The following is a 22,286-nucleotide window of genomic DNA, read 5'->3' on the forward strand; positions in this document are numbered from 1 at the left end:
ATTATTTTAAACCAATGAGGTATTGAAGCGTGTAAATAGATTGATTGTATTGATTAAGTGCCTGCAGGTAACTGAAGCGAATGTCCGAATAGGTCCGCAGGGCCTGTGAAAACTCCAGATAGCCAATGTCCCCGCTTTGAAAAGCAATTTGTGATTGTTTTAAAATGAGGTTGACATTTGGAAGGGCACTTTTTTCATAGTATTCAATACTTTTTGAATTTTTAAGCTGCCCCTGCCAGGCCTGCTGATATTGCGCCTGAAGATTGTTTTCGAACAAACTGAACTGTGTCTGTGCAATTTGCTGCTGGACCTTGGCCGCTTTGATCCGGCTGGAAAAAGGCTTGAAGAACAAAGGAAGCGAAATTCCCGCCTGCACCCCCTGGAAACGTTTCGTAGCTCCAAAAGACAGTTCCTGACCATTGACCGTCTGACTGCCTATGATGGACTGGTTAAAATAACCCAGGGAAAAATCCGGACCAGCTTTGGAACGTTCCAACTCTACAGATCTTTTTGCAATCTCAATCTGCTGTTGCTGCAAGGCCAGTAACGGATTGCTTTTCAGGCTATCGGTCAGGCCCTGGGTCCACTCCTCTTTATGCAGGTCTTCCTGAATAACGGTAATGGCTTCGCGTGTATTTAAAAGCCGTTGAAGTTCGGAAGTATAAATGGCCACATCCGAGCGGTTTTTTTCCAGCTGGTTGCGCACTTCATTGAGTTGGGTTTCGGCAGTAGTCCTTTCCAGCATATTGGTCTCTCCGGTCTGATACCGCAGCGAGGAGGCTTTCAAAAAGTTACTAAAAATAGAATCCTGGCTCTGATACAATTTCTGCAGGGCATTAAAATAACCCAACTGGGCATAAGTGCTCCTCACCTGGTAAATCAGTTCATTCTGACTAACGGAAAGGTTCAGTTCCGAGCCCCGTACCTGCGCCTGGTAAAGCTGCTTTTGTTTGACCATCAGACCAGGATAAGGGATACTTTGCTGAACTGAAATATTGTTGTCCCTTTTAATGCTGTTCATCTGCCCGTACTGGATGCTGAAACTGGTTTTGCCCAGGTCCATTGCCGACCCCTTTAAAGCATTTTGCTGGTCTATTTGCAGCTGCGAAGTTTTAACCATTTGATTATTGGCTAAAGCCATGTCCACAGCCTGCTGCAAAGTAAGGGACTTTACAGCAGCGCGACTTTGTGCCTGGACCGGGGCTGGCATAAAGGAAAGACCAGCTAAAAAAACAAGTACGGCAGCTGCAATACTTTTTTTAACCCGCTTAAAGCTTTCAAAATAAGTGTACAACACCGGAAGAACGAGTAAAGTTAAAATGGTAGAAGTAATCAATCCGCCAATCACAACTGTGGCCAGCGGTTTTTGCACCTCAGCACCTGCCGCCGAAGAAAGGGCCATAGGCAAAAAACCCAAAGAGGCAACAGTTGCCGTCATTAAAACCGGCCTTAAACGCAGGGCTGTTCCTTTCAACACAATTTCTTTCAGGTCGGAGATCCCGCTTTCTTTTAAACGGTTGAACTCTGTAATGAGCACAATACCATTTAAAACGGCTACACCAAACAGGGCTATAAAACCGACCCCTGCCGAAATGCTAAAAGGCATTCCCCTGAGCAGCAAAGCAAATACCCCTCCTATGGCCGCCATAGGAATGGCAGAAAAAATAAGCACAGATTGTTTCACCGATCCGAAAGAAAAATACAACAACAGTAAAATCAACAGTAAGGCAATCGGAACCGCGACAGACAAACGCTGTGTCGCTGCCTTTAAATTTTCAAACTGTCCACCATAGGTAATGTAATACCCTGCCGGAAATTTGATCTGCTGCGCAATTTTTTCTTCTATTTCGGTCACCACGCTGGCAATATCCCTGCCCCTGACGTTCAACCCGACAATGATCCTGCGCTTGGTATCTTCCCGCTGGATCTGATTGGGCCCAACCTGGAATTCCACAGAAGCCAGCTGCGACAATGGAATTTTACTGCCATCTGCAGCGGAAATGTAAATGTTTCTGACATCATCAATGCCCTGACGGTTTTCTTCGGAAAGTCTGACCACCATATCATATCTTCTTTCCCCTTCATAAACCAATCCGGCAGACTGGCCTGCAAAAGCTGCATTAATGGCCTGGTTCACGGCTTCAATATCCAGACCGTAACGGGCAATCTGGTCCCTGTTAATTTTCACCACAATTTGTGGCAAACCTGTAGCCTGCTCCAGATACAGGTCTTTTGCACCAGAAACCGTGTTTACAATTTTTCCAACTTTTTGAGAAAGGTCAGTCAGTGTCTGCAGGTCATCTCCAAAAATTTTAATCCCGATGTCCTGTCTTACCCCCGAAATCAACTCATTGGAACGAAGTTGTATGGGCTGCGAAAAACCAAAGGTCACCCCCGGAATATCGGCCAGGGCTTCTGCCATTTTATTGGCCAGCTCTTCCCGGCTTGCTGCGCTGACCCACTCTTTTTTATTCTTCAAAAGAATCGTCAAATCACAGGATTCCATCGGCATAGGATCTGTAGGAATTTCTGCTGCGCCGATCTTTCCGATGACTTCTTTAACTTCCGGAAATTTTTTCATCAATATAGAAGAAGCCTGATTGACCTTATCTATGGTCTGGCTTAAAGAACTTCCGGTGAGCAAACGGGTTTCTACCGCAAAATCACCTTCTTCCAGCGTAGGAATAAACTCTCCCCCCATTCTCATAAAAAGAAAAACACTGATCACCAACAGAACAACCGACAGTAATACTACTGTTACACGTTTGCGCAGGGCCCCATTGATCATCGGACTGTAGTACTTCTGGAAAAAATCCATCATACGGTCCGAAAAATTCTTTTTGTGTGCAATTTTCTTGCTGAGCAGTAAGGAAGACATCATAGGCACATAGGTCAGGGACAACAGGAAAGCACCCAGAATTGCAAAAGACACCGTTTGGGCCATTGGTCCAAACATTTTGCCCTCAATACCGACTAAAGCCAGAATAGGTAAATAAACAATCAGGATAATGATTTGACCAAAAGCGGCCGCACTCATCATTTTTGTAGCCGATTGTTCTACCTGCTCATCCATTTCTGTCTGGGTCAGCCTTTCTTTTCCTTTGTTCATGCCCAAAAGGTGCATCGTCGCCTCCACAATAATGACAGCGCCATCGACAATTAAGCCAAAATCAATGGCCCCCAGGCTCATTAGGTTTCCCGAAACGCCAAAGACCTTCATCAGGGCAATGGCAAACAACATAGACAAAGGAATTACGGAGGCCACCACCAGTCCGGCCCGGAAATTACCCAGGAAAAGCACCAGCACAAAAATAACAATTAGGGCCCCTTCGATTAGGTTTTTGGCCACTGTGCCAATGGCCCGGTCTACTAAGGCGCTCCGGTCCAGAAAAGGTTCCACCTCCACACCTTCGGGTAAGGTTTTATTGATTCTGGCAATTTTTTCCTTAACCAAAGCAACGACATTATTGGCATTGGAGCCTTTAAGCATCATCACAATCCCGCCTACGGCCTCCCCTTTTCCATTTCTTGTCAGCGCGCCATAACGGATAGAATTTCCGATCTGTACCGTGGCAATGTCCCGCACCAGCACGGGCAGGCCATTACTCCCGTTTTTTACGACAATTTTATTAATGTCGTCTATATTTCCAACCAAACCTTCACTTCTGATGAAGTAGGCATTTGGTTTTTTATCGATATAAGCCCCTCCTGTATTCTGATTGTTCTTTTCCAGCGCAGTAAAGACATCACTGATGCTTAAATTAAAACTGTTCAGTTTGTCGGGGTTAATGGCAATTTCATATTGTTTGAGCAAGCCACCAAAGCTATTGACCTCGGCAATGCCAGGTGTACCCAACAGCTGACGACGGACAATCCAGTCTTGTATGCTCCGCAGTTCCCTGGCATCATATTTTTTTTCAAAGCCAGGTTTAGCGTGAATGACGTATTGATAAATTTCACCAAGACCTGTGGAAATAGGTGAAATCTCGGGATTTCCAATTCCCGGAGGGATGTTGTTTTTGGCTTCTGATAATTTTTCATTGACTTGTTGTCTGGCCCAGTAGATGTCTACATTGTCGTGAAAAACAATTGTGACCACCGAAAGACCAAAACGGGAAATAGAACGGACCTGTTCAATTTTAGGAATGGTCGACATGGTCTGTTCAACAGGAAAAGTTATTAAACGTTCTACTTCCTGCGTGGCAAGGGAAGGGCTCAGGGTAATGACCTGCACCTGGTTATTGGTAATGTCAGGAACGGCATCAATAGGCAGTTCCTTCAACGAATATAAGCCCCAGGCAATCAATGCAAGGGTAAATAAACCAATCACAAGTTTATTGTGAATGGAGAATCTGATGATCTTATTTAACATTTTTTTTGTTTAAAATGAACAGTTTAAGCATCCCTTTGCAGCGGCAGACAGGAGACCAGGACAGACCTGGTGTACTCTGGGCAAAGGGGTAATCATGAAACTTCAGCAGTATTTTTTTTCAAAGCCAGAACACAAGGCTTTAAAAGCCTGCGGCCGACCAGTGCGTTAAAAAAACACAGGAAGCAACGAAAAGATTAATGCAACTGAGGGGGCTGCCAGACCGGAAGACTGACATCGATAAATTTTTCTGTGCTTTGAGGCCTGTATGCCTGCCCCTGATCAGAAAAAGGAACCAGTTTCAATGTTGAAAATACAATCAGTGAAGAAGCAGAACAGCAGCTGCAGTGACAGAAAGGACTGCAGGCATCGGCTGACTTTTCTGCATGTTGATCTGCTGAACGAAGTTCTGTTTTAAACGGGGCATTCATAGCCACCACATCAGAGCAAGGCACCATATTCAGTGCCAGTACAAAAATGATTGCTATGATGGATGCCAGTTTCATCTGTTTAATAATTGATGTCCGATGGATTTTCCCGAAGGATTCATCTTCCGGAAACAAAAGTAAAAAGAATTCACGGAACTCTCCTTTATTTTAAAAGAATGCAATCCGATTGCAAGGCAGATTTTTAACCGCCCCCAGAGTATGCCTTTAGTTGTTGGAAAATGAATCCGATATTGATGAAATATGCTTGCCTTATGAGTCCCGTTTTTTAGATAAAAATCCGCAGTCAAACTGCATTCATATCGGACTCATCCCGGACTCATCCTATAGTTGACCAACCGGCAACTTTCAATTTGACCTGTCTTTTTCTGCGGCGGATCAGAAGGAAAAGAAATCTTCAAAACTATTAATGAGGGAACCCAGTCCGGACTGCCGGGCTCCTTTCAGAGTTTCATCTGGAAAAAGGGGGCTGTTTTCACCGAAACATACATCCCGTTTTCTTTATCAACGGGTTTACTGGTAAAAACTATAGATCAGGTCTTTAAAAAGCTCACGAGCGGGCCTTCTTCCCGATGGAATTTCAGCATCTTCAAACCAATTGCTGTCCGCTTCCGCATGGGGGCCGGTCAAAATGACAAGTCCACTCCCGTAGGAATACCGTGCGGCGGCCAGATCTCCATTTTCATAGGTCGCAATTTTTGAGAACTTCGGATCATTACTTTTGGAAAACAGATAGGGTCCATCCTGAAAAAAAATGTTTTCCTTATGACCTTTCCAATACACAACAACTGATGCGTCTTTATCGGTAGTGACCGGAAAGCCCGGACGTCCCACTTCTCCATCAAGGTCACCATCAATCAGGCCCAAATAGGATTCTCCGGCAAGATATGCCCCCATGCATAAACCAAGATAATAGCCCCCGCTCAAAACATATTTACGAATCGCTTCGACACGTTTGTTGCCCAAACTCTTAAATGCACCAGGGATATCCTGTCCTCCTCCAGGTTGGACATAGATATCATAACGGCTTAGCGTTTTAGTCGTTATGTCAATCTGTTCATTTGGCCCAACAAAATCAATCCGGAATTTGACACCCATTTTCTCGATCGCTGATTTTACAGTTCTGCTGCAGCGATCACAGGAAGCAGCACCTCTATAGACGGCCACACGGAGCGTATCACCTTTCTTTAAGTCCTTACTTTCGAAAGGAACGGGTGTTTCGGAGTGGCTTTTGCTGCAACTGGCTAAAGTAATTGCGACCAGTAAGGATAAAAGGAGTTTAATACGATGCATCAGCTTTTTATTTATTGTTCATAATAATGAACTGGTCGGTTACCAGAAGTTATTTAACCCTTTTTAAAATAAGACAAATGAAAATCTGAAACGTCCTATCTATTCGGTTGTAAAAAGTAATTGAAACGTATAATTTTGAGTATGCATTGATACATATCATGTTTGCATTTATTATTCACATCTATTTTATGTATTTTTGTGGCACATTGGAAGTGTCTGCAAATTTGTTTACAAAAGCAACATGGAAAATCGTTAGAATATTGAAAAACAAATAATTAAAAAAAACAATATGTCATCAGTAGAGACAACTTTCGTTCCTTACAAAGTTAAGGACATTTCACTGGCAGAATGGGGCCGTAAAGAAATTGAACTTGCAGAGGCTGAAATGCCCGGTTTAATGTCCCTTCGTGCAGAATTCGGACCTTCAAAACCTTTAAAAGGTGCCCGTATTGCCGGATGCCTTCACATGACCATTCAGACAGCCGTTCTAATTGAAACTTTAGTTGAACTGGGTGCAGAAGTAACCTGGTCTTCCTGCAATATTTTTTCTACCCAAGACCATGCTGCTGCGGCAATTGCTGCAGCCGGTATTCAGGTTTATGCATGGAAAGGTTTAAATGAAGTTGATTTTGACTGGTGTATTGAACAAACTTTACACTTCGGACCAGAACGTCAGCCATTAAACATGATCCTGGATGATGGTGGTGATTTGACCAATATGGTTTTTGACAAATACCCTGAACTGATTGCAGGTATTAAAGGTCTTTCTGAAGAAACGACGACTGGTGTTCACCGCCTGTATGAGCGCATGAAAAACGGAACATTGCATTTACCGGCAATTAACGTAAACGATTCAGTGACCAAATCTAAATTTGACAACAAATATGGCTGCCGTGAGTCATTGGTGGATGCGATCCGTCGTGCAACCGATGTGATGATGGCGGGTAAAGTCGCTGTTGTTGCAGGTTACGGTGATGTGGGTAAAGGTTCTGCCGAATCTTTAAGTTCACAAGGCGTGAGGGTAATCGTTTCTGAAATTGATCCGATCTGTGCCCTGCAGGCTGCAATGGAAGGTTATGAAGTTAAAAAATTCGCTACAGCGGTAAAAGAAGCTGATATTGTGGTCACCACTACAGGTAACTGCAACATCGTTCGTCCGGAACACTTCAAAGTGATGAAAGACAAAACCATCGTTTGTAACATTGGTCACTTTGACAATGAAATTGATGTCGCCTGGTTAAACAAAAACTATGGCGATACCAAAGTAGAGATCAAACCTCAGGTAGATAAATATACCATCGACGGAAAAGACATCATCCTGCTGGCCGAAGGCCGCCTGGTGAACTTAGGTTGTGCAACCGGACACCCAAGTTTTGTCATGTCGAATTCTTTCACCAACCAGACTTTGGCACAGCTTGAACTGTGGACAAATCCGGAGAAATATGAGAATAAAGTATATGTACTTCCAAAACACCTGGATGAAAAAGTAGCACGTTTACACCTGGCTAAAATTGGTGTGGAGCTTGATGTTTTAGATCAGGATCAGGCAGATTACATTGGTGTTCCTGTAGAAGGCCCGTTCAAACCGGAAACCTACAGATATTAAAATAAAACTCCCTATAAAAAAAGCCGGATGATCATCCGGCTTTTTTTATACCCTTACTTTTGCCCGAATTCTTCCTCAACACTTTCCCGCAGGTCATACATCAGCCAGGTTTTGCCAGTAACCGCTTTTTGCTGGGTTTGCAGTAGTTTTATAAAATCTTTTACGCCAAGGGGCTCATTTCCGTTCCCGTGGATCAGCACAATACTCCCGGAGGCAGCCTTTTGACCTTTGGCCAGCCAGGCATCACTACCCACCGGTATTATTCCGTAGGTTAACAGTTTGTCTACCACCTGCTGGTCCGAAACCAGTCCTGGGAAGCGGAAAAACAGCGAAGGCAGAAGCCCGTGCTGCAACATGGCCAGTTCGGTGCCCAATATTTCAAAATTAAGATCTGTTCCGGGTTCCAGTAAAAAATTGGTTTTTAAAGGTGCCGATGCGCTGACCCTATGGTTATAGGAATGGTTAACCCAGGTCACCGTAATTTCACCGTTTTTAACCAGGTTTTTTAACCAGTTCAAATCATCTGTATGACTCAGCATCCAGCGGCCTGTAATGGACACTGCAACGGGAACAGGTTGCTCAATCTTTTTAAATTCTGCAATCAGGGATGTAAAAATAATCCGGTCCAGTGCTTTATGCGAAGGACAAAGATCTATGGTCAGGGTCACTCCTTTTTCTTTTGGAAAACCATGAATAATCCCTGCATCCTGTAACGCAGCAGCCCGCTGCCGCACTGCATTAATGGCATTCATGTAAGGACTTTCCTTAAACTCATCCAGGCTGGCAGCCAACCCTTTGTTTTTAACAACAAGCCCCTGCGAAGGAAGCAGGAGCGTAGTCATTTCCTGCGGATCGGCAGCCAGATAATTCAATTTTCCATTTTGCTCAAAACTTCTCAGCAGCAGCAGCTCTTTGTCCTGATACCGGATGGTCCCAAAAAACTGCCGGTAATTGCTGATGCCCTCCTGGGCCAGGCATGACAGGCTCGGGACCGTTAAAAAACAACAGCTAAAAAACAACTGCCGGAGAAAAATAGCAAGACCTTTCATTAACATATAATTTTATATTTGTACATGGCAAAACTATCTGTAAATATCAATAAAATCGCCACGCTTCGCAACAGCCGCGGCGGCAATAACCCCGACCTGGTCAAAGTCGCACTGGATTGTGAACGTTTTGGCGCTGAAGGGATCACCGTACACCCAAGACCTGATGAAAGACACATCCGTTATCAGGATGTTTTTGACCTGAAGGCCGTTATTGCAACAGAGTTTAACATTGAAGGCAATTGCCGGGAACAAAAATTCATAGACCTGGTGCTGGCCAATAAACCCGCACAGGTTACCCTGGTCCCTGATGCCCAGGGACAGCTGACCTCCAACCATGGCTGGGACACCCTTAAACACAGGGATTATCTCCGGGAAATGGTGGCTTTGTTTAAAAAAGAAGGCATCAGGGTATCGATTTTCGTAGATCCCGTAGAAGAAATGATCACCGCAGCAGCAGATACAGGAACAGACCGCATTGAACTGTATACAGAAGCATATGCAACAGAATATGCACAGGATAAAGCCAAAGCGGTTGCTCCTTATGTTGAGGCAGCTAAAAGAGCTCAGGAACTGGGATTGGGCATTAATGCCGGACACGACCTGGACCTGCACAACTTAAGTTATTTTGCCGCTCAGGTCCCTGCTTTGCTGGAAGTCAGTATTGGCCATGCCCTGATCAGTGACGCCCTGTATTTAGGACTGGAGAATACCGTCCAAATGTACCTCAGACAATTGAAAAATTAAACCTTTACCTCCACCATGAAAAAATCTGTTTTGTTCTCTCTTGCTGCCTTGTTTCTTTTTTGCCTGGGCAGTTGTAAAAATGCAGCTGTTTTAGATGAAAGCACTGCCGCTGAGGTCGTTTCAGCATACCTGAAATCCAACCCGGAGTATGAAAGCGTTAATGTAGACCTGGGTGAAGTCAAATTCAGGACTAAAAGCGACCTGGCGGAGCTGGCCAAATATAAAATTCTGGCACAGAAAGGTCTTATTGAGTTGAACCTGGACCATCAGAAAAAGAAATTCCTTTCCAGGGACAGTGTTTATATTTACCTGATCAGCCTAACCGACAAGGCCAAGACATTTGTACTGAAACAGGATGAACACAAAGCAACGGTAAAAGCAATGGATTATGCTTTGGATGAAGAAAAACCGGTTAACCTGATTAAAGCCAACGGGAGAATTGCCAAAGTTACCGTTACCTTGAAAAAACAGTTGAATGATTTTTCCGTCTTTTTGAAAAATACTGCCAGCAAAAGTAATTTCATTACTAAAACCTATAAATTAAAATTCAAAAAAGAAGAGGGCTGGACAATGGTTGGAGAATCGTAAAATCTACAGCGATAATCGTTTTAGCCAACCACCAGTAAGGGTATTTTTATTACCTTTGCGAAAAATTATTCATAAGATTTCATGAGCTTAAATATTCATTACAAAGAAGAGTTTAAAGACCGCCACATTGCACCCAATTCTGAGGATACAAAAGCAATGCTGAACACCCTTGGTCTGGGTTCTGTTGACGAATTGATTGCACAAACGGTTCCACAGGGCATCCGGTTAAAACAGGCTTTAAATTTGCCAAAGGCGAAGTCTGAAAAAGATTACCTGAGCAGTTTAAAACAAACGGCTTCTTTAAATAAAGTTTTCAAATCTTACATTGGTCAGGGTTATTACGACACCATTACCCCGGGGGTAATTTTACGCAACGTGATGGAGAACCCAGGATGGTATACCCAATATACACCATACCAGGCAGAAATTGCCCAGGGCCGTTTACAGGCCCTGCTGAATTTCCAAACCATGGTCATTGACCTGACAGGTATGGAAATTGCAAATGCCTCTCTGCTCGACGAAGGTACTGCTGCAGCAGAAGCCATGTTCATGCAGTTTAGTCTGCGTAAAAATCAGCAGGCTAAAAAGTTTTTTGTATCAGAATTGCTGTTCCCTCAAACTATTGATATTTTAAAAACACGCGCCAACCCTTTTGGCATTGAACTCAGTATCGGTGACCACCATACAGCCGAATTGAATGAAGAGTTCTTTGGTGCCATTATTCAATACCCTGCCGGTAACGGAGAGGTATTTGATTATACTGCTTTTGCGGCTAAGGCACACCAGCAAAATGTAAAGGTAACCGTTGTCGCAGATTTACTAAGTTTAACCTTACTGACGCCTCCGGGTGAATGGGGCGCCGATATCGTAGTGGGTACGACACAGCGTTTTGGTATCCCAATGGGATTCGGTGGCCCACATGCTGCTTTTTTTGCCACTAAAGAAGAATATAAAAGATCTATTCCCGGTCGGATCATTGGGGTAACCATTGACAGCCATGACAATTATGCGCTTCGTATGGCCCTTCAGACCAGGGAACAGCACATCCGCAGGGATAAAGCTACATCCAACATTTGTACCGCACAAGCCCTTCTGGCTATTATGGCTGGTTTCTATGCGGTATACCATGGCCCTAAAGGCTTAAAACTGATTGCAGAACGCACCCATGGACTGACCGTTACCCTGGCAAAATCACTTGAAAAAATTGGTTATAAACAATTGAACAAGGTTTATTTTGACACCATACAGCTGGATCTGGCCGATTTGACAGATTCCATCCACAGGGAATGTATTGACAACGAAATCAACCTGAATTATAACGGAAAAACGGTAACCATTTCCCTGGATGAAACCGTTTCTGCAGAAGATGTAAAACTTTTGGTAAAAATCTTTGCTAAGGTAAAAGCCATTGCCGCCGATCAGGTAGAACTGGAAGACCAGCAGGTGGAAACTGTAATTCCGGCAGAACTTCAGCGGACTTCTTCCTACCTGAGCCATTCGGTGTTTAATGCGCACCATTCTGAACATGAAATGCTGCGTTACATCAAATCCCTGGAAGCAAAAGATCTTTCTCTTTGCCATTCTATGATTGCTTTAGGATCATGCACCATGAAGTTAAATGCAACCACAGAGATGATCCCGGTCACCTGGCCGGAATTTGGAAAAATCCATCCATTTGCACCTGCTGATCAGGTTGCAGGTTACTATACTGTATTTAATGAACTGGATAAATGGCTTAGCGAAATTACTGGTTTTGCCGCCATGAGCCTGCAACCAAATGCGGGTGCACAAGGTGAATATGCTGGTTTAATGGTCATCCGGGCTTACCATCAGGACCGTGGTGATCACCACCGTAACATCGCGCTGATCCCTTCATCTGCTCATGGAACCAATCCGGCTTCTGCAGCAATGGCCGGAATGAAAATTGTTATTGTTAAATCTCTTGAAAACGGAAATATAGATGTAGAGGACCTTAAAGCTAAAGCCCAGGAGCACAAAAATGAGCTTTCCTGTTTAATGGTCACTTACCCTTCTACCCATGGTGTATTCGAAGAAAGCATTATTGACATCTGTAACATCATCCATGAAAATGGAGGACAGGTTTATATGGATGGTGCAAATATGAATGCACAAGTAGGTTTAACCAGTCCCGGACACATCGGTGCTGACGTTTGTCACCTGAACCTGCACAAAACTTTTTGCATTCCACATGGTGGTGGTGGTCCTGGCATGGGTCCTATCGGTGTTGCAAAACACCTGGTTCCTTATTTACCCGGACACGCTGTAGTTGACATCAGTAAAGGCAAATCCATCCATGCCGTTTCTTCTGCACCCTGGGGATCTGCCTCTATCCTGGTGATCTCTCATGCTTATATCGCCATGATGGGTTCAGAGGGCCTGACCAATGCGACCCGTTATGCCATCCTGAACGCCAACTATATGAAAGCACGCCTGGAACAACATTACCCGGTCTTGTACTCGGGTGCAAATGGCCGCTGTGCGCATGAAATGATCCTGGACTGCCGTGCTTTTAAAAATGCAGGTATAGAGGTCGTGGATATTGCCAAACGTCTGATGGATTATGGCTTCCACGCCCCAACGGTTTCTTTCCCGGTCGCAGGCACCCTAATGGTTGAGCCAACCGAGAGCGAGCCGAAGCATGAACTGGATCGGTTCTGCGATGCCTTAATCGCAATTAGAAAAGAGATCAGTGCTGTGGAAAACGGAACATCGGACAAAACAGACAATCCTTTAAAAAATGCACCACATACTGCAGCAGTTGTAACTGGCAACGACTGGAAACATGGTTACAGCAGACAAACTGCAGCCTTTCCTTTACCTTATGTTGCTGCTTATAAATTCTGGCCTTCAGTCGGCAGGGTAAATGATTCTTACGGAGACCGGTCACTGGTTTGTGCCTGCCCCCCAATAGAAAGTTATATGGAAGAAACCACAGTCTAAATCATAAACCAATTAATCAACACAAAGAATGAAATTAAAAATTGCTTCCCTGGCTTTACTGTTTATTGCAGCAGCAGCCACTGCCTTCAAGGCCCCTTCATTTAAAGGAGACACCTATAAGGTAGATGTTCAAAAGTCCTCCATTACCTGGACTGGTAAAAAATTTGCAGGATCCCATAATGGAACAATCGATCTAAAATCCGGGTCACTTGGATTTAATGGTAAAAAACTTGCAGAAGGTAATTTTACCATCGATATGACCAGTCTGAAGGATGCCGACAAAAGCGCGAATCTGGAGAACCATTTGAAGTCCGATGATTTCTTTGGCTCCTCTAAATTTCCAACTTCAACTTTTGTGATTAAAAAGGTAACTGGCGGCAGCGGGAACACTGTAAACGTGAGCGGAGACTTAACTATCAAAGGTGTTACACAAGCAATTTCTTTCCCGGCTACCCTGGCATGGAACGGCAATACCGTTACTGCCACAGCAGATAAGATTGTTGTTGACAGGACCAAATATGGCATCAAATTCAAGTCTAAAACCGTTTTTACTGATATCGGTGACAAATTCATCTATGACGAATTTGAACTATCAGTTAAACTGACTGCCACCAAATAATAAAAAAGAGATAAAAAAAAGGCCATTTTACTATAAATGGCCTTTTTTTATTTTAAAGGTCGGGCATCTATATTCCATATCTATTTTATATCTTTAATGTAAAATAAGGCTCTCTTTACTTAACCAAGATGGATTCTAAAATAAATTTACTTGTTATTGATGATGATGACATCAATATATTCATCATAAGAAAAATTGTAGAGAAGACGGGTTTTGCAGTAAATATGATTGCAAAAACCAACGGACAACTGGCCATCGATTTTCTCCTGGAAAACAGGGAAAATGCTGAAGTATTTCCTCACCTTATGCTTATAGACATCAATATGCCGGTCCTGAATGGCTGGGAGTTTATTGAGGCTTACGAAAAAATGGACATCAGCCAGAAAGTGGACATGTACATGCTTTCTTCTTCCGTTTATGAAAACGACATTGAAAAAGCCAAAACCTATAAAATAGTAAAAGGATTTATTTCTAAACCCCTTTCCATAGAACGCTTAATCGAGCTTTTTAAAGGGCTCGAAGAACAACCTTAAATAATATTAAAAGTACCATCGGTATAGGTTACATGACCTGTAGCTTTGGTTTTTGCATGGTAAAACAGGCAGTTCCAATTTTCCAGGGCTGCTTTTTTACCATATTCTTCCCGGAGCTCCATAGCCTTTCTTCCATCATAATCGTATTTTGCAATAAACCTCCGGATCAATTCTTCCGGTTCAGGGAGAACATCACCTCCAAAAAAAGCTTTTTCTGTTCCATCTGTTAAAAGAAAAACCTGGTGATACGGGGTATGCGCACCCGTAAGTTCATAATCTATACCCTCCAGGAACTGACCGTTCCCCTCAATAAAATTCAGTTGGGCATTGCGTTGTAAAAATTCGAATATTTCTGTTTTGTAAGAAGAGGAAGTATTGGTGAAAGCACTTTCCCATTCGCCTCTCTGGACTACATAGGTTGCATTTGGGAAGCTCAGTTCCATTTGGTCATTGTAATGGTGCACCATTCCTCCGGAGTGATCAAAATGTAAATGTGACATCAGTACATAGTCTACATCTTCAGGTTGAAACCCAGCTTTTTTGATGTTTTGATGAAGGATGAGCGCCCCTTTGTCATCACTGTAACCCAGACCTGTATCCAGCAGCAGCAGCAAATTATTCATTTTGACCAGAAAAGGTTGTACATGGATAAATAAAGATGCTGGTCTGTCTTTTGCCTGGTGCACAGCCGGATCAAAGGGTATAAATTTCTTGCTGGCGTCTACAGAATAAGAACCTTCGTATAAAGTAAAAACTTGTAATGACATAGGTGTTTTAAGAAGAATAATTAAATGATATCTTTACGAATTGCTAGGCAAAGATAGGGAACCTATTTCAACTTAGCACCAACAAAGCAGTCCGGAAAAGTGCAGCAGCATTAGGCCTGCATTGCAGATCAAACAAAACAGATAAAAGCCGGAAAGCGCTAAACGAATTAAATATTAATGGAAAAAAGATGGGTACAGGCCGGGTGGGCTGATCGGAAAACAACAGATTTGCTTGTACAACAATTAAATATAGATGAAAGTTTAGCACAGATACTCGTTCAGCGGGGAATCACTTCTTTTGATGCAGCACGCGATTTTTTTCGTCCTGACATGAAACATTTACACGATCCTTTTTTAATGAAGGATATGGATACAGCAATCCGGCGGATAGATCTGGCCCTGGAACATCAGGAAAAAATACTGATCTACGGAGATTACGATGTAGACGGCACCACTTCTGTTGCACTGGCTTACAGCTTCTTCAAACAATTGACAAACCGGCTGGAATATTATATCCCGGACCGGCATAAGGAAGGTTATGGCATTTCCACTGAAGGTATCGATTATGCGAAATCTGCAGGATGTACACTGATCATTGCGCTGGATTGTGGCATTAAATCCAATGATAAAATTGATTACGCCCTTTCAATGGGCATTGACTTTATTATTTGTGACCATCACTTGCCTGGAGAAACCCTACCTGCTGCCGTTGCTGTACTGGATCCCAAACGCGCGGATTGCCCCTATCCCTTTAAAGAGCTTGCGGGCTGCGGCATAGGTTTCAAACTGGCACAAGCCTATGCCCTTACACATAATATGGCCAAAGAAAGCTATGAACAATACCTGGATCTGGTGATGATCAGCGTGGCAGCCGATATTGTGCCTGTATTGGATGAAAACCGGATTTTTGCTTATCACGGCCTGCTCAAACTCAACACTAGTCCTTCTCTGGGCTTAAAAGCTTTAATGCGCAGCACAGGAAGAGATAAAGATTTTACCTTAACAGACATTGTATTTTCTATTGCGCCCAGAATCAATGCGGCAGGTCGTATGGATCATGCCAGTGAGGCTGTTAAAATGTTGCTTTGTGATGAAGACCTTTCGGCAGATGAACAAAGTTCTTTTATCAATTTACAAAATACGGAACGCAAAACATCAGATCAGCAGACCACAGCTGAAGCACTGGCCATTATCGGCGATTGTGAAATACTGATCAACAGAAAAACAACGGTTGTATTTAATGAACACTGGAATAAAGGGGTGATCGGTATTGTGGCTTCCAGACTCACAGAAAAGTATTATAGGCCGACAGTGGTTTTAACTGCATCAAATGGCTTATTGACGGGATCTGCCCGTTCTGTTGCCGGTTTTGACCTTTATGAGGCTTTAGCAGACTGTGCAGATCTGTTGCTGCAGTTTGGCGGGCATAAATTTGCAGCCGGCCTAACCATGGATCCTAAAAATTTTGATTCCTTTTCCCAGCGTTTTGAACAAGTGGTCGCCCGGAGCATTCCCGAAGAATTATTGTGTCCTGAACTTCAGATCGACACAGAAATTTCTTTTCAACAAATCAATGCAAAATTTCAGCGCATCGTTGCCCAGATGGCGCCTTTTGGTCCCGGAAATCCTGCCCCAGTCTTCGTCAGTCATAACGTATTTTGTGTGGGAAATCCATATATTGTTGGAACAAAACACTTAAAATTGAATATAAAACAACAAAATTCCGCTACTTTTGACGGCATTGGTTTTGGGCTGGCCGATTTACAACAGGCAATCGTTCCGCATAAACCCTTTTCCATGTGTTACACGGTAGAAGAAAATATATGGAAAGAGCAAAAACGCCTGCAGCTGAACATTAAGTCTATCAGGATGGATAATTGATATAATCAATGATATTAAGAGCAGAAAATCTAATCAAAAAATACAAACAGCGTACAGTTGTTAATGACGTCTCCTTTAATGTAAGCCAGGGTGAAATTGTCGGTCTGCTGGGGCCCAACGGAGCAGGTAAAACCACTTCTTTTTATATGATCGTAGGTCTGATCAAACCCAATGAAGGCAATATTTACCTGGACGATCAGGAGATCACAACTGATCCCATGTACAAAAGGGCCCAAAAGGGAATTGGTTATCTGGCTCAGGAAGCCTCAGTTTTCAGAAAATTAACGGTGGAAGACAACATTATGGCCATCCTGGAGATGACTAAAATGAACAAGGAAGAGCGTCATGAAAAACTGGAAGAGCTGATCAACGAGTTTAGTTTACATAAAGTGCGTAAAAACAGGGGGGATTTACTTTCGGGGGGCGAAAGAAGGAGAACCGAAATTGCAAGGGCCCTTGCCGCAAGCCCAAACTTCATTTTACTGGATGAACCTTTTGCAGGGGTAGATCCGATTGCTGTTGAAGAAATCCAGACCATTGTCGCCAAACTCAGAAATAAAAACATTGGCATTTTGATTACAGACCACAATGTTCAGGAAACCCTTTCCATTACCGACCGTGCTTACCTGCTTTTTGAAGGGAAAATACTGGAGTCGGGCACGCCTGAAGTACTCGCTGCAAATGAAATGGTCAGAAAAGTATATTTAGGTTCTAATTTTGTATTGCGAAGTAAAAATTTATAATTCATATAGAGGATCATGGCAATTGTAAATTCTATTTTCACCTGGTATATGAAAAAAAGAGTTCATCAAATAGAACTTTTTATAAAATATCCCTTTGATGTGCAAGATGAATGGTTTCATACCCTAATATCGAGTGCTGAAAACACCGAGTGGGGAAAAAAATATGATTATAAATCGATAGAAACTCAGGAGCAGTTCAAAGAACGGGTTCCGCTACAAAATTACGATACTTTAAAACCTTATATTGAAAGAATGCTGAAGGGGGAACAGAACATCCTCTGGCCTTCAGAAATCAAATGGTTTGCCAAATCATCCGGTACCACCAGTGACCGGAGTAAGTTCATCCCGGTATCAGAAGAATCTTTGCAGGAATGTCATTTTAAAGGTGGCAAAGACCTGCTTTCCATATTTTGTAACAACAGACCAGGCAACCAGATCCTGACTGGTAAAGGCCTGGTTCTTGGTGGTAGTCACCAGATCAACCAGTTGAACGAAGACTCTTTTTATGGAGACCTTTCAGCAGTGCTGATCAAAAATCTTCCCCTTTGGGCAGAATATTACCGGACACCCGCCATTTCCATTGCCCTGATGGATAATTATGAGCAAAAAATGGAGAAAATGGCAGAAGCAACCATCCGTGAAAATGTCACAAACATATCCGGGGTACCCACATGGACAATTGTTCTGGCTAAAAAAGTCCTGGAGATTACCGGTAAAAAGAACTTGCTAGAAGTATGGCCGAATCTGGAACTCTACTTCCATGGGGCTGTAAATTTTAAGCCTTACCGGGAACAGTTCAAAGAACTGATTCCGAGCGAGGATATGTATTATCTGGAAACCTACAATGCTTCTGAAGGTTTTTTTGGAATACAAGATCAGGTGAATTCCGAAGAACTTCTGCTCATGCTGGATTATGGCATTTATTATGAGTTCCTCCCTCTGGAACTCCTGGAAGAAGAAAACCCAAAAACACTTTCCCTGGAGGAAGTAGAGCTGCATAAAAATTACGCCATTATTATCTCTACCAATGGCGGGCTCTGGAGGTATATGATCGGAGATACCATTCAATTTACTTCCCTACACCCCTTCCGCATTAAAATCACTGGCAGGACCAAACACTTCATTAATGCTTTTGGAGAAGAGGTCATCATTGATAATGCCGAACAAGCCATCAGCGAGGCCTGTAAAGCCACCAACGCCGTTTTTACTGACTATACCGCCTGCCCAATTTATTTTAAAGGCGAAAAAGCGGGGGGGCATGAATGGATTATAGAGTTTGACCAGCAGCCCAATGATTTTGAAAAATTTATTGACGTCCTGGACCAGACCCTGAGAAAGATCAATTCTGACTATGATGCCAAGCGTTTTATGGATATGGCTTTATGTCGTCCAAAGGTGCATAACGCACCTAAAAACACCTTTTATGAATGGTTAAAATCCAAAGGTAAACTGGGTGGCCAACATAAAGTACCCCGCCTGGCCAACGACAGAAAATACGTCGAGGAAATCCTTAAAATCATGTAATTCAAGCGATCGCAAAAAAAACATTTGCGAATATGACATTCAAAATATAATTTTGTCTACTTATCCCATAGACTATAAATTATATGACTAGAATTTTACCTTCTTTAACTGCTCTTCCATTGCCGAACCTGTGTAAAGAACAAAGTTGTTGTTGTCCCCTGCAGTCTTATAAAAGACCCGCCCTGTTGACAAATCCTCTTTACAACTTTCACAGTTTCACTATTCCAACATGAAGAATCCAAGCCAAAACAGCAAACTATTTCTATTTACATTATTTTTATTTTTCACACTACAAAAAGTACAAGCACAGGAAAACCAGCTCATCGAAATTAGCGGACAGGTCACCAGCCAGGAAAGCAAAGAGCCACTGGCCGGTGTCAGCGTTTCGGTCAAAGGAACCATCAATGGCACCACTTCAGATCAAAACGGAAAATTCAAACTCCGCTCCCGCCTGAAATTTCCTTTTAAACTTTATTTTACCAGCATCGGGTTTCAACCACAGGAATTTGAGGTCAAAGAACCAGGTGCACAGCTGAACATCGCTTTGGCCACCCAAACGATTTTAGGCAATGAGGTCGTAATTACGGCCTCCCGGGTCGAAGAAAGCATTTTAAAATCACCAGTAGCGATTGAAAAACTCGACATCAGGGCCATCCGGGAATCTCCTGCCCCAAGTTTCTATGATGCCCTTGAAAACGTGAAAGGGGTACAAATGACCACTTCCAGTTTAACTTTTAAAATTCCCAACACCAGGGGTTTCAACATCCCAAGCAATTACAGGTTTATGCAATTGGTTGATGGCGTGGACATGCAGGCCGCCACACTGGGTGTGCCGCTGGGCAACGCTATTGGCCCTACCGAACTGGATATTGCCAGTGTCGAGATTACCCCTGGAGCCGCTTCGGCTTTATATGGAATGAATGCCATTAACGGGATGTCCAACCTGCTGACTAAAAGCCCATTTCTTTACCAGGGCTTAAGTGTTTATCAAAAAACCGGTTTAAACCATGTAGGAGGAACTGGTCGGGAGCTCAGTAACCTCACTGAAACCGCTGTCCGGTATGCCAGGGCTTTTAACAATAAATTTGCTTTTAAGGTCAACCTCAGCTACCTGAGGGGAACAGACTGGCTTGCAGATACAAGAACGGACCAGAATCCCAACAACTTAAAAAGTGCAAATCCTTCCTTTCCCTCTTTAAACGGAGAGAACAATGTTGCATTTGATGGCTGGAATAAATATGGTGATGATGTACTTGCGGGGAGCAACACCGTTTCTGTAAGTGGGTTAAGCATCAATGGCAAAGCAAATCAGACCCTAAATGTAGCCCGTACAGGTTATTGGGAAAAGGACCTGGTGAACCCTAATGTAGACAACCTGAAGTTCGACGCCTCCCTGCATTATCGATTTAATGATTTTCTGGAATTATCTTATGATTACCGTGTTGGAAAAATGGATGGCGTATTTCAGCGTGGGAATAAAATCCAGCTCAACAATGTGGTCATTCAAAATCACAAAATAGAGCTTAAAGGGAGTAATTTTTTAATCCGTGCCTATGCCTCTCTGGAAAATTCCGGGGACTCTTATAATGTAAAACCTCTGGCAGACAATCTGGACCTGGCCAGCGGTGGCAGCAACTCAGCATGGGGAACAAAGTTTAAAAATGCCCTTGGTGCTTATGCAACAGCAAACGGTGCTTTAACCGATGCCAATCTGGCGGCGGCAACAAAATACGCCAGGCAACAAGCAGATGCGGGCAGGGTTGAACCTGGGACACAGGCCTTTCAGGACCTAAAAAACACCATTATTGGCATTAACAATTGGGACATCAAATCTTCCACCATTCCCGATGCACCGGTAACTGGCGGCGCTGCCCTGGTTCAGAAAAGCCATATGTACCACGCAGAAGGCCAATGGGATTTATCCAAACCGGTTAAATATTTTGACTTACTTGTTGGAGGGGATGCACGCATCTATGAAATTATTCCCGATGGCAACAGTTTTGTCGATTTCAGCAGGCCCATTGCAGACCGGGGTAAACAGCTCCCCGACGGAACTTATGGTAAAAATGTATACTATAAAAAATTCGGGGGCTTTGCACAGGCCACCAAAACCTTTTTTGACGAAAAGTTAAAGATTTTTGCCTCACTGCGTTTTGACTACAATCCAGAATTCGACCCTAAATTTACGCCAAGACTGGCTGCGGTATATTCTCCGGATGAACACAATAATTTCAGGATCACTTATCAGCAGGGCTATCGTTTCCCCGGCTTATTTGAAGCATTATCCTATGTCAACAACGGGCGGGTAAAAAGAGTAGGTAGTCTTTCTTACATCAATGAAGGTTTAGGTTATCTGGACAACAGTTATACCCGTGCTTCCGGGGTTATCTTTAACTCAGCGGTTAACGCTGCTGTAGCCGCTGGTGCAGACCGCAATACCGCAGCGCTGGCCAACCGGGATTTACTGGTAAAAGCAGACCTTCCCAAAGCACGTCCTGAACAAATCAATTCCCTGGAAGTGGGTTACAAAAGTGTCTTTTTGGACAATCGTTTAATTCTGGATATTGACGCCTATACCAATACTTACAATGGCTTTCTGGGTCAGGTCCAGGTTGACGTCCCCAAAGGGGCAACGGTGGGCTCGGATGCGGCTGTTTTAAATATGCTTGATGCCAATCGTGACGCTGGACAAGACCGTTACAGAGTCTACACCAATGCCAAGAATAAATACCGCAACTATGGCTCTGCTTTTGGACTGACCTATAATTTTTATAAAAAATACACCATAGCAGGAAACGTGAGCTTCAACAAAATCAAATCCAATGAAAATACAGATTTGTTTGTCACCGGTTTCAACACACCCGAATGGGCAACCAACCTGACCTTTGGAAACCGGGAAATTGTAAAAAACCTGGGTTTTAGTGTGGTGTACAAATGGCAGGATGCCTTTTTGTGGGAAAGCCCTCTGGTTACCGGACGGGTAGAACCCATTCACACCTTTGACGCTCAGGTGAGCTATAAAGTTCCCCAGGTCAAATCAACTATAAAAATCGGGGGCACCAATATTTTTAATACCCCTTATATCCAATATGCCGGGGGGCCTACCCTCGGCGCGCTTTATTACGTGGCCATTACTTTTGAAGGCCTGCTCAATAAATAAAAA

General features: G+C 43.3%; 15 protein-coding genes. 10 read left to right on the top strand and 5 right to left on the bottom strand.

Annotation, left to right across the window (positions count from 1 at the left end):
- Position 1: 1 nt before the first annotated feature.
- From B0O44_RS21435 to B0O44_RS21445, 3 genes are all read right to left on the bottom strand, one after another.
- Positions 2 to 4,372, bottom strand: coding sequence for a CusA/CzcA family heavy metal efflux RND transporter (locus B0O44_RS21435; RefSeq protein WP_110834150.1), 4,371 nt, complete (start codon positions 4,370 to 4,372; stop codon positions 2 to 4).
- A gap of 194 nt (positions 4,373 to 4,566) precedes the next feature.
- Positions 4,567 to 4,875 carry a DUF6660 family protein gene (locus tag B0O44_RS21440; RefSeq protein WP_146229884.1) on the bottom strand — a complete coding sequence of 103 codons (309 nt, stop codon included), beginning with the start codon at positions 4,873 to 4,875 and terminating at the stop codon, positions 4,567 to 4,569.
- A 453-nt stretch (positions 4,876 to 5,328) separates the two neighbouring features.
- Positions 5,329 to 6,108: a BPL-N domain-containing protein gene (locus B0O44_RS21445; RefSeq protein ID WP_110834152.1), complete on the bottom strand. Its 780-nt coding sequence runs from the start codon at positions 6,106 to 6,108 to the stop codon at positions 5,329 to 5,331.
- Positions 6,109 to 6,397: 289 nt separating this feature from the next.
- Between B0O44_RS21445 and ahcY the strand changes: the two genes are divergently transcribed.
- Complete coding sequence (gene ahcY / locus B0O44_RS21450; protein WP_110834153.1) at positions 6,398 to 7,714, top strand: adenosylhomocysteinase; 1,317 nt, start codon at positions 6,398 to 6,400, stop codon at positions 7,712 to 7,714.
- A 53-nt stretch (positions 7,715 to 7,767) separates the two neighbouring features.
- Here ahcY and B0O44_RS21455 read toward each other — a convergent pair whose 3' ends face one another.
- Positions 7,768 to 8,763: a polysaccharide deacetylase family protein gene (locus tag B0O44_RS21455; protein WP_110834154.1), complete on the bottom strand. Its 996-nt coding sequence runs from the start codon at positions 8,761 to 8,763 to the stop codon at positions 7,768 to 7,770.
- A 24-nt stretch (positions 8,764 to 8,787) separates the two neighbouring features.
- Here B0O44_RS21455 and B0O44_RS21460 point away from each other — a divergent pair, with 24 nt between their 5' ends.
- The 5 genes from B0O44_RS21460 to B0O44_RS21480 all read left to right on the top strand — a co-directional run bounded on the left by B0O44_RS21460 (position 8,788) and on the right by B0O44_RS21480 (position 14,208).
- Positions 8,788 to 9,507, top strand: coding sequence for a pyridoxine 5'-phosphate synthase (locus tag B0O44_RS21460; protein ID WP_110834155.1), 720 nt, complete (start codon positions 8,788 to 8,790; stop codon positions 9,505 to 9,507).
- Positions 9,508 to 9,522: 15 nt separating this feature from the next.
- Positions 9,523 to 10,095 carry a hypothetical protein gene (locus B0O44_RS21465; protein ID WP_110834156.1) on the top strand — a complete coding sequence of 191 codons (573 nt, stop codon included), beginning with the start codon at positions 9,523 to 9,525 and terminating at the stop codon, positions 10,093 to 10,095.
- Between the two features lie 81 nt (positions 10,096 to 10,176).
- Complete coding sequence (gcvP, locus tag B0O44_RS21470) at positions 10,177 to 13,056, top strand: aminomethyl-transferring glycine dehydrogenase (RefSeq protein WP_110834157.1); 2,880 nt, start codon at positions 10,177 to 10,179, stop codon at positions 13,054 to 13,056.
- Between the two features lie 28 nt (positions 13,057 to 13,084).
- Entirely contained in the window at positions 13,085 to 13,675 is a 591-nt protein-coding gene (locus tag B0O44_RS21475) for a YceI family protein (protein WP_110834158.1), read from the top strand.
- Positions 13,676 to 13,803: 128 nt separating this feature from the next.
- Positions 13,804 to 14,208, top strand: coding sequence for a response regulator (locus tag B0O44_RS21480; RefSeq protein ID WP_110834159.1), 405 nt, complete (start codon positions 13,804 to 13,806; stop codon positions 14,206 to 14,208).
- Here B0O44_RS21480 and B0O44_RS21485 read toward each other — a convergent pair.
- A complete protein-coding gene (locus tag B0O44_RS21485) occupies positions 14,205 to 14,975 on the bottom strand; it encodes an MBL fold metallo-hydrolase (RefSeq protein ID WP_110834160.1) in 771 nt (256 codons plus the stop codon). The genes B0O44_RS21480 and B0O44_RS21485 overlap by 4 nt on opposite strands.
- A gap of 177 nt (positions 14,976 to 15,152) precedes the next feature.
- Here B0O44_RS21485 and recJ point away from each other — a divergent pair, with 177 nt between their 5' ends.
- From recJ to B0O44_RS21505, 4 genes are all read left to right on the top strand, one after another.
- Complete coding sequence (gene recJ / locus B0O44_RS21490) at positions 15,153 to 16,856, top strand: single-stranded-DNA-specific exonuclease RecJ (protein WP_110834161.1); 1,704 nt, start codon at positions 15,153 to 15,155, stop codon at positions 16,854 to 16,856.
- Positions 16,857 to 16,864: 8 nt separating this feature from the next.
- Complete coding sequence (lptB, locus tag B0O44_RS21495) at positions 16,865 to 17,599, top strand: LPS export ABC transporter ATP-binding protein (RefSeq protein WP_110834162.1); 735 nt, start codon at positions 16,865 to 16,867, stop codon at positions 17,597 to 17,599.
- A 15-nt stretch (positions 17,600 to 17,614) separates the two neighbouring features.
- A complete protein-coding gene (locus B0O44_RS21500) occupies positions 17,615 to 19,123 on the top strand; it encodes a GH3 auxin-responsive promoter family protein (protein WP_110834163.1) in 1,509 nt (502 codons plus the stop codon).
- 229 nt (positions 19,124 to 19,352) lie between these two features.
- Positions 19,353 to 22,283, top strand: coding sequence for a TonB-dependent receptor (locus B0O44_RS21505; RefSeq protein ID WP_110834164.1), 2,931 nt, complete (start codon positions 19,353 to 19,355; stop codon positions 22,281 to 22,283).
- Positions 22,284 to 22,286 lie beyond the last annotated feature (3 nt).

This window comes from Pedobacter nutrimenti (assembly GCF_003208655.1).
Classification (GTDB): Bacteria; Bacteroidota; Bacteroidia; order Sphingobacteriales; family Sphingobacteriaceae; genus Pedobacter; species Pedobacter nutrimenti.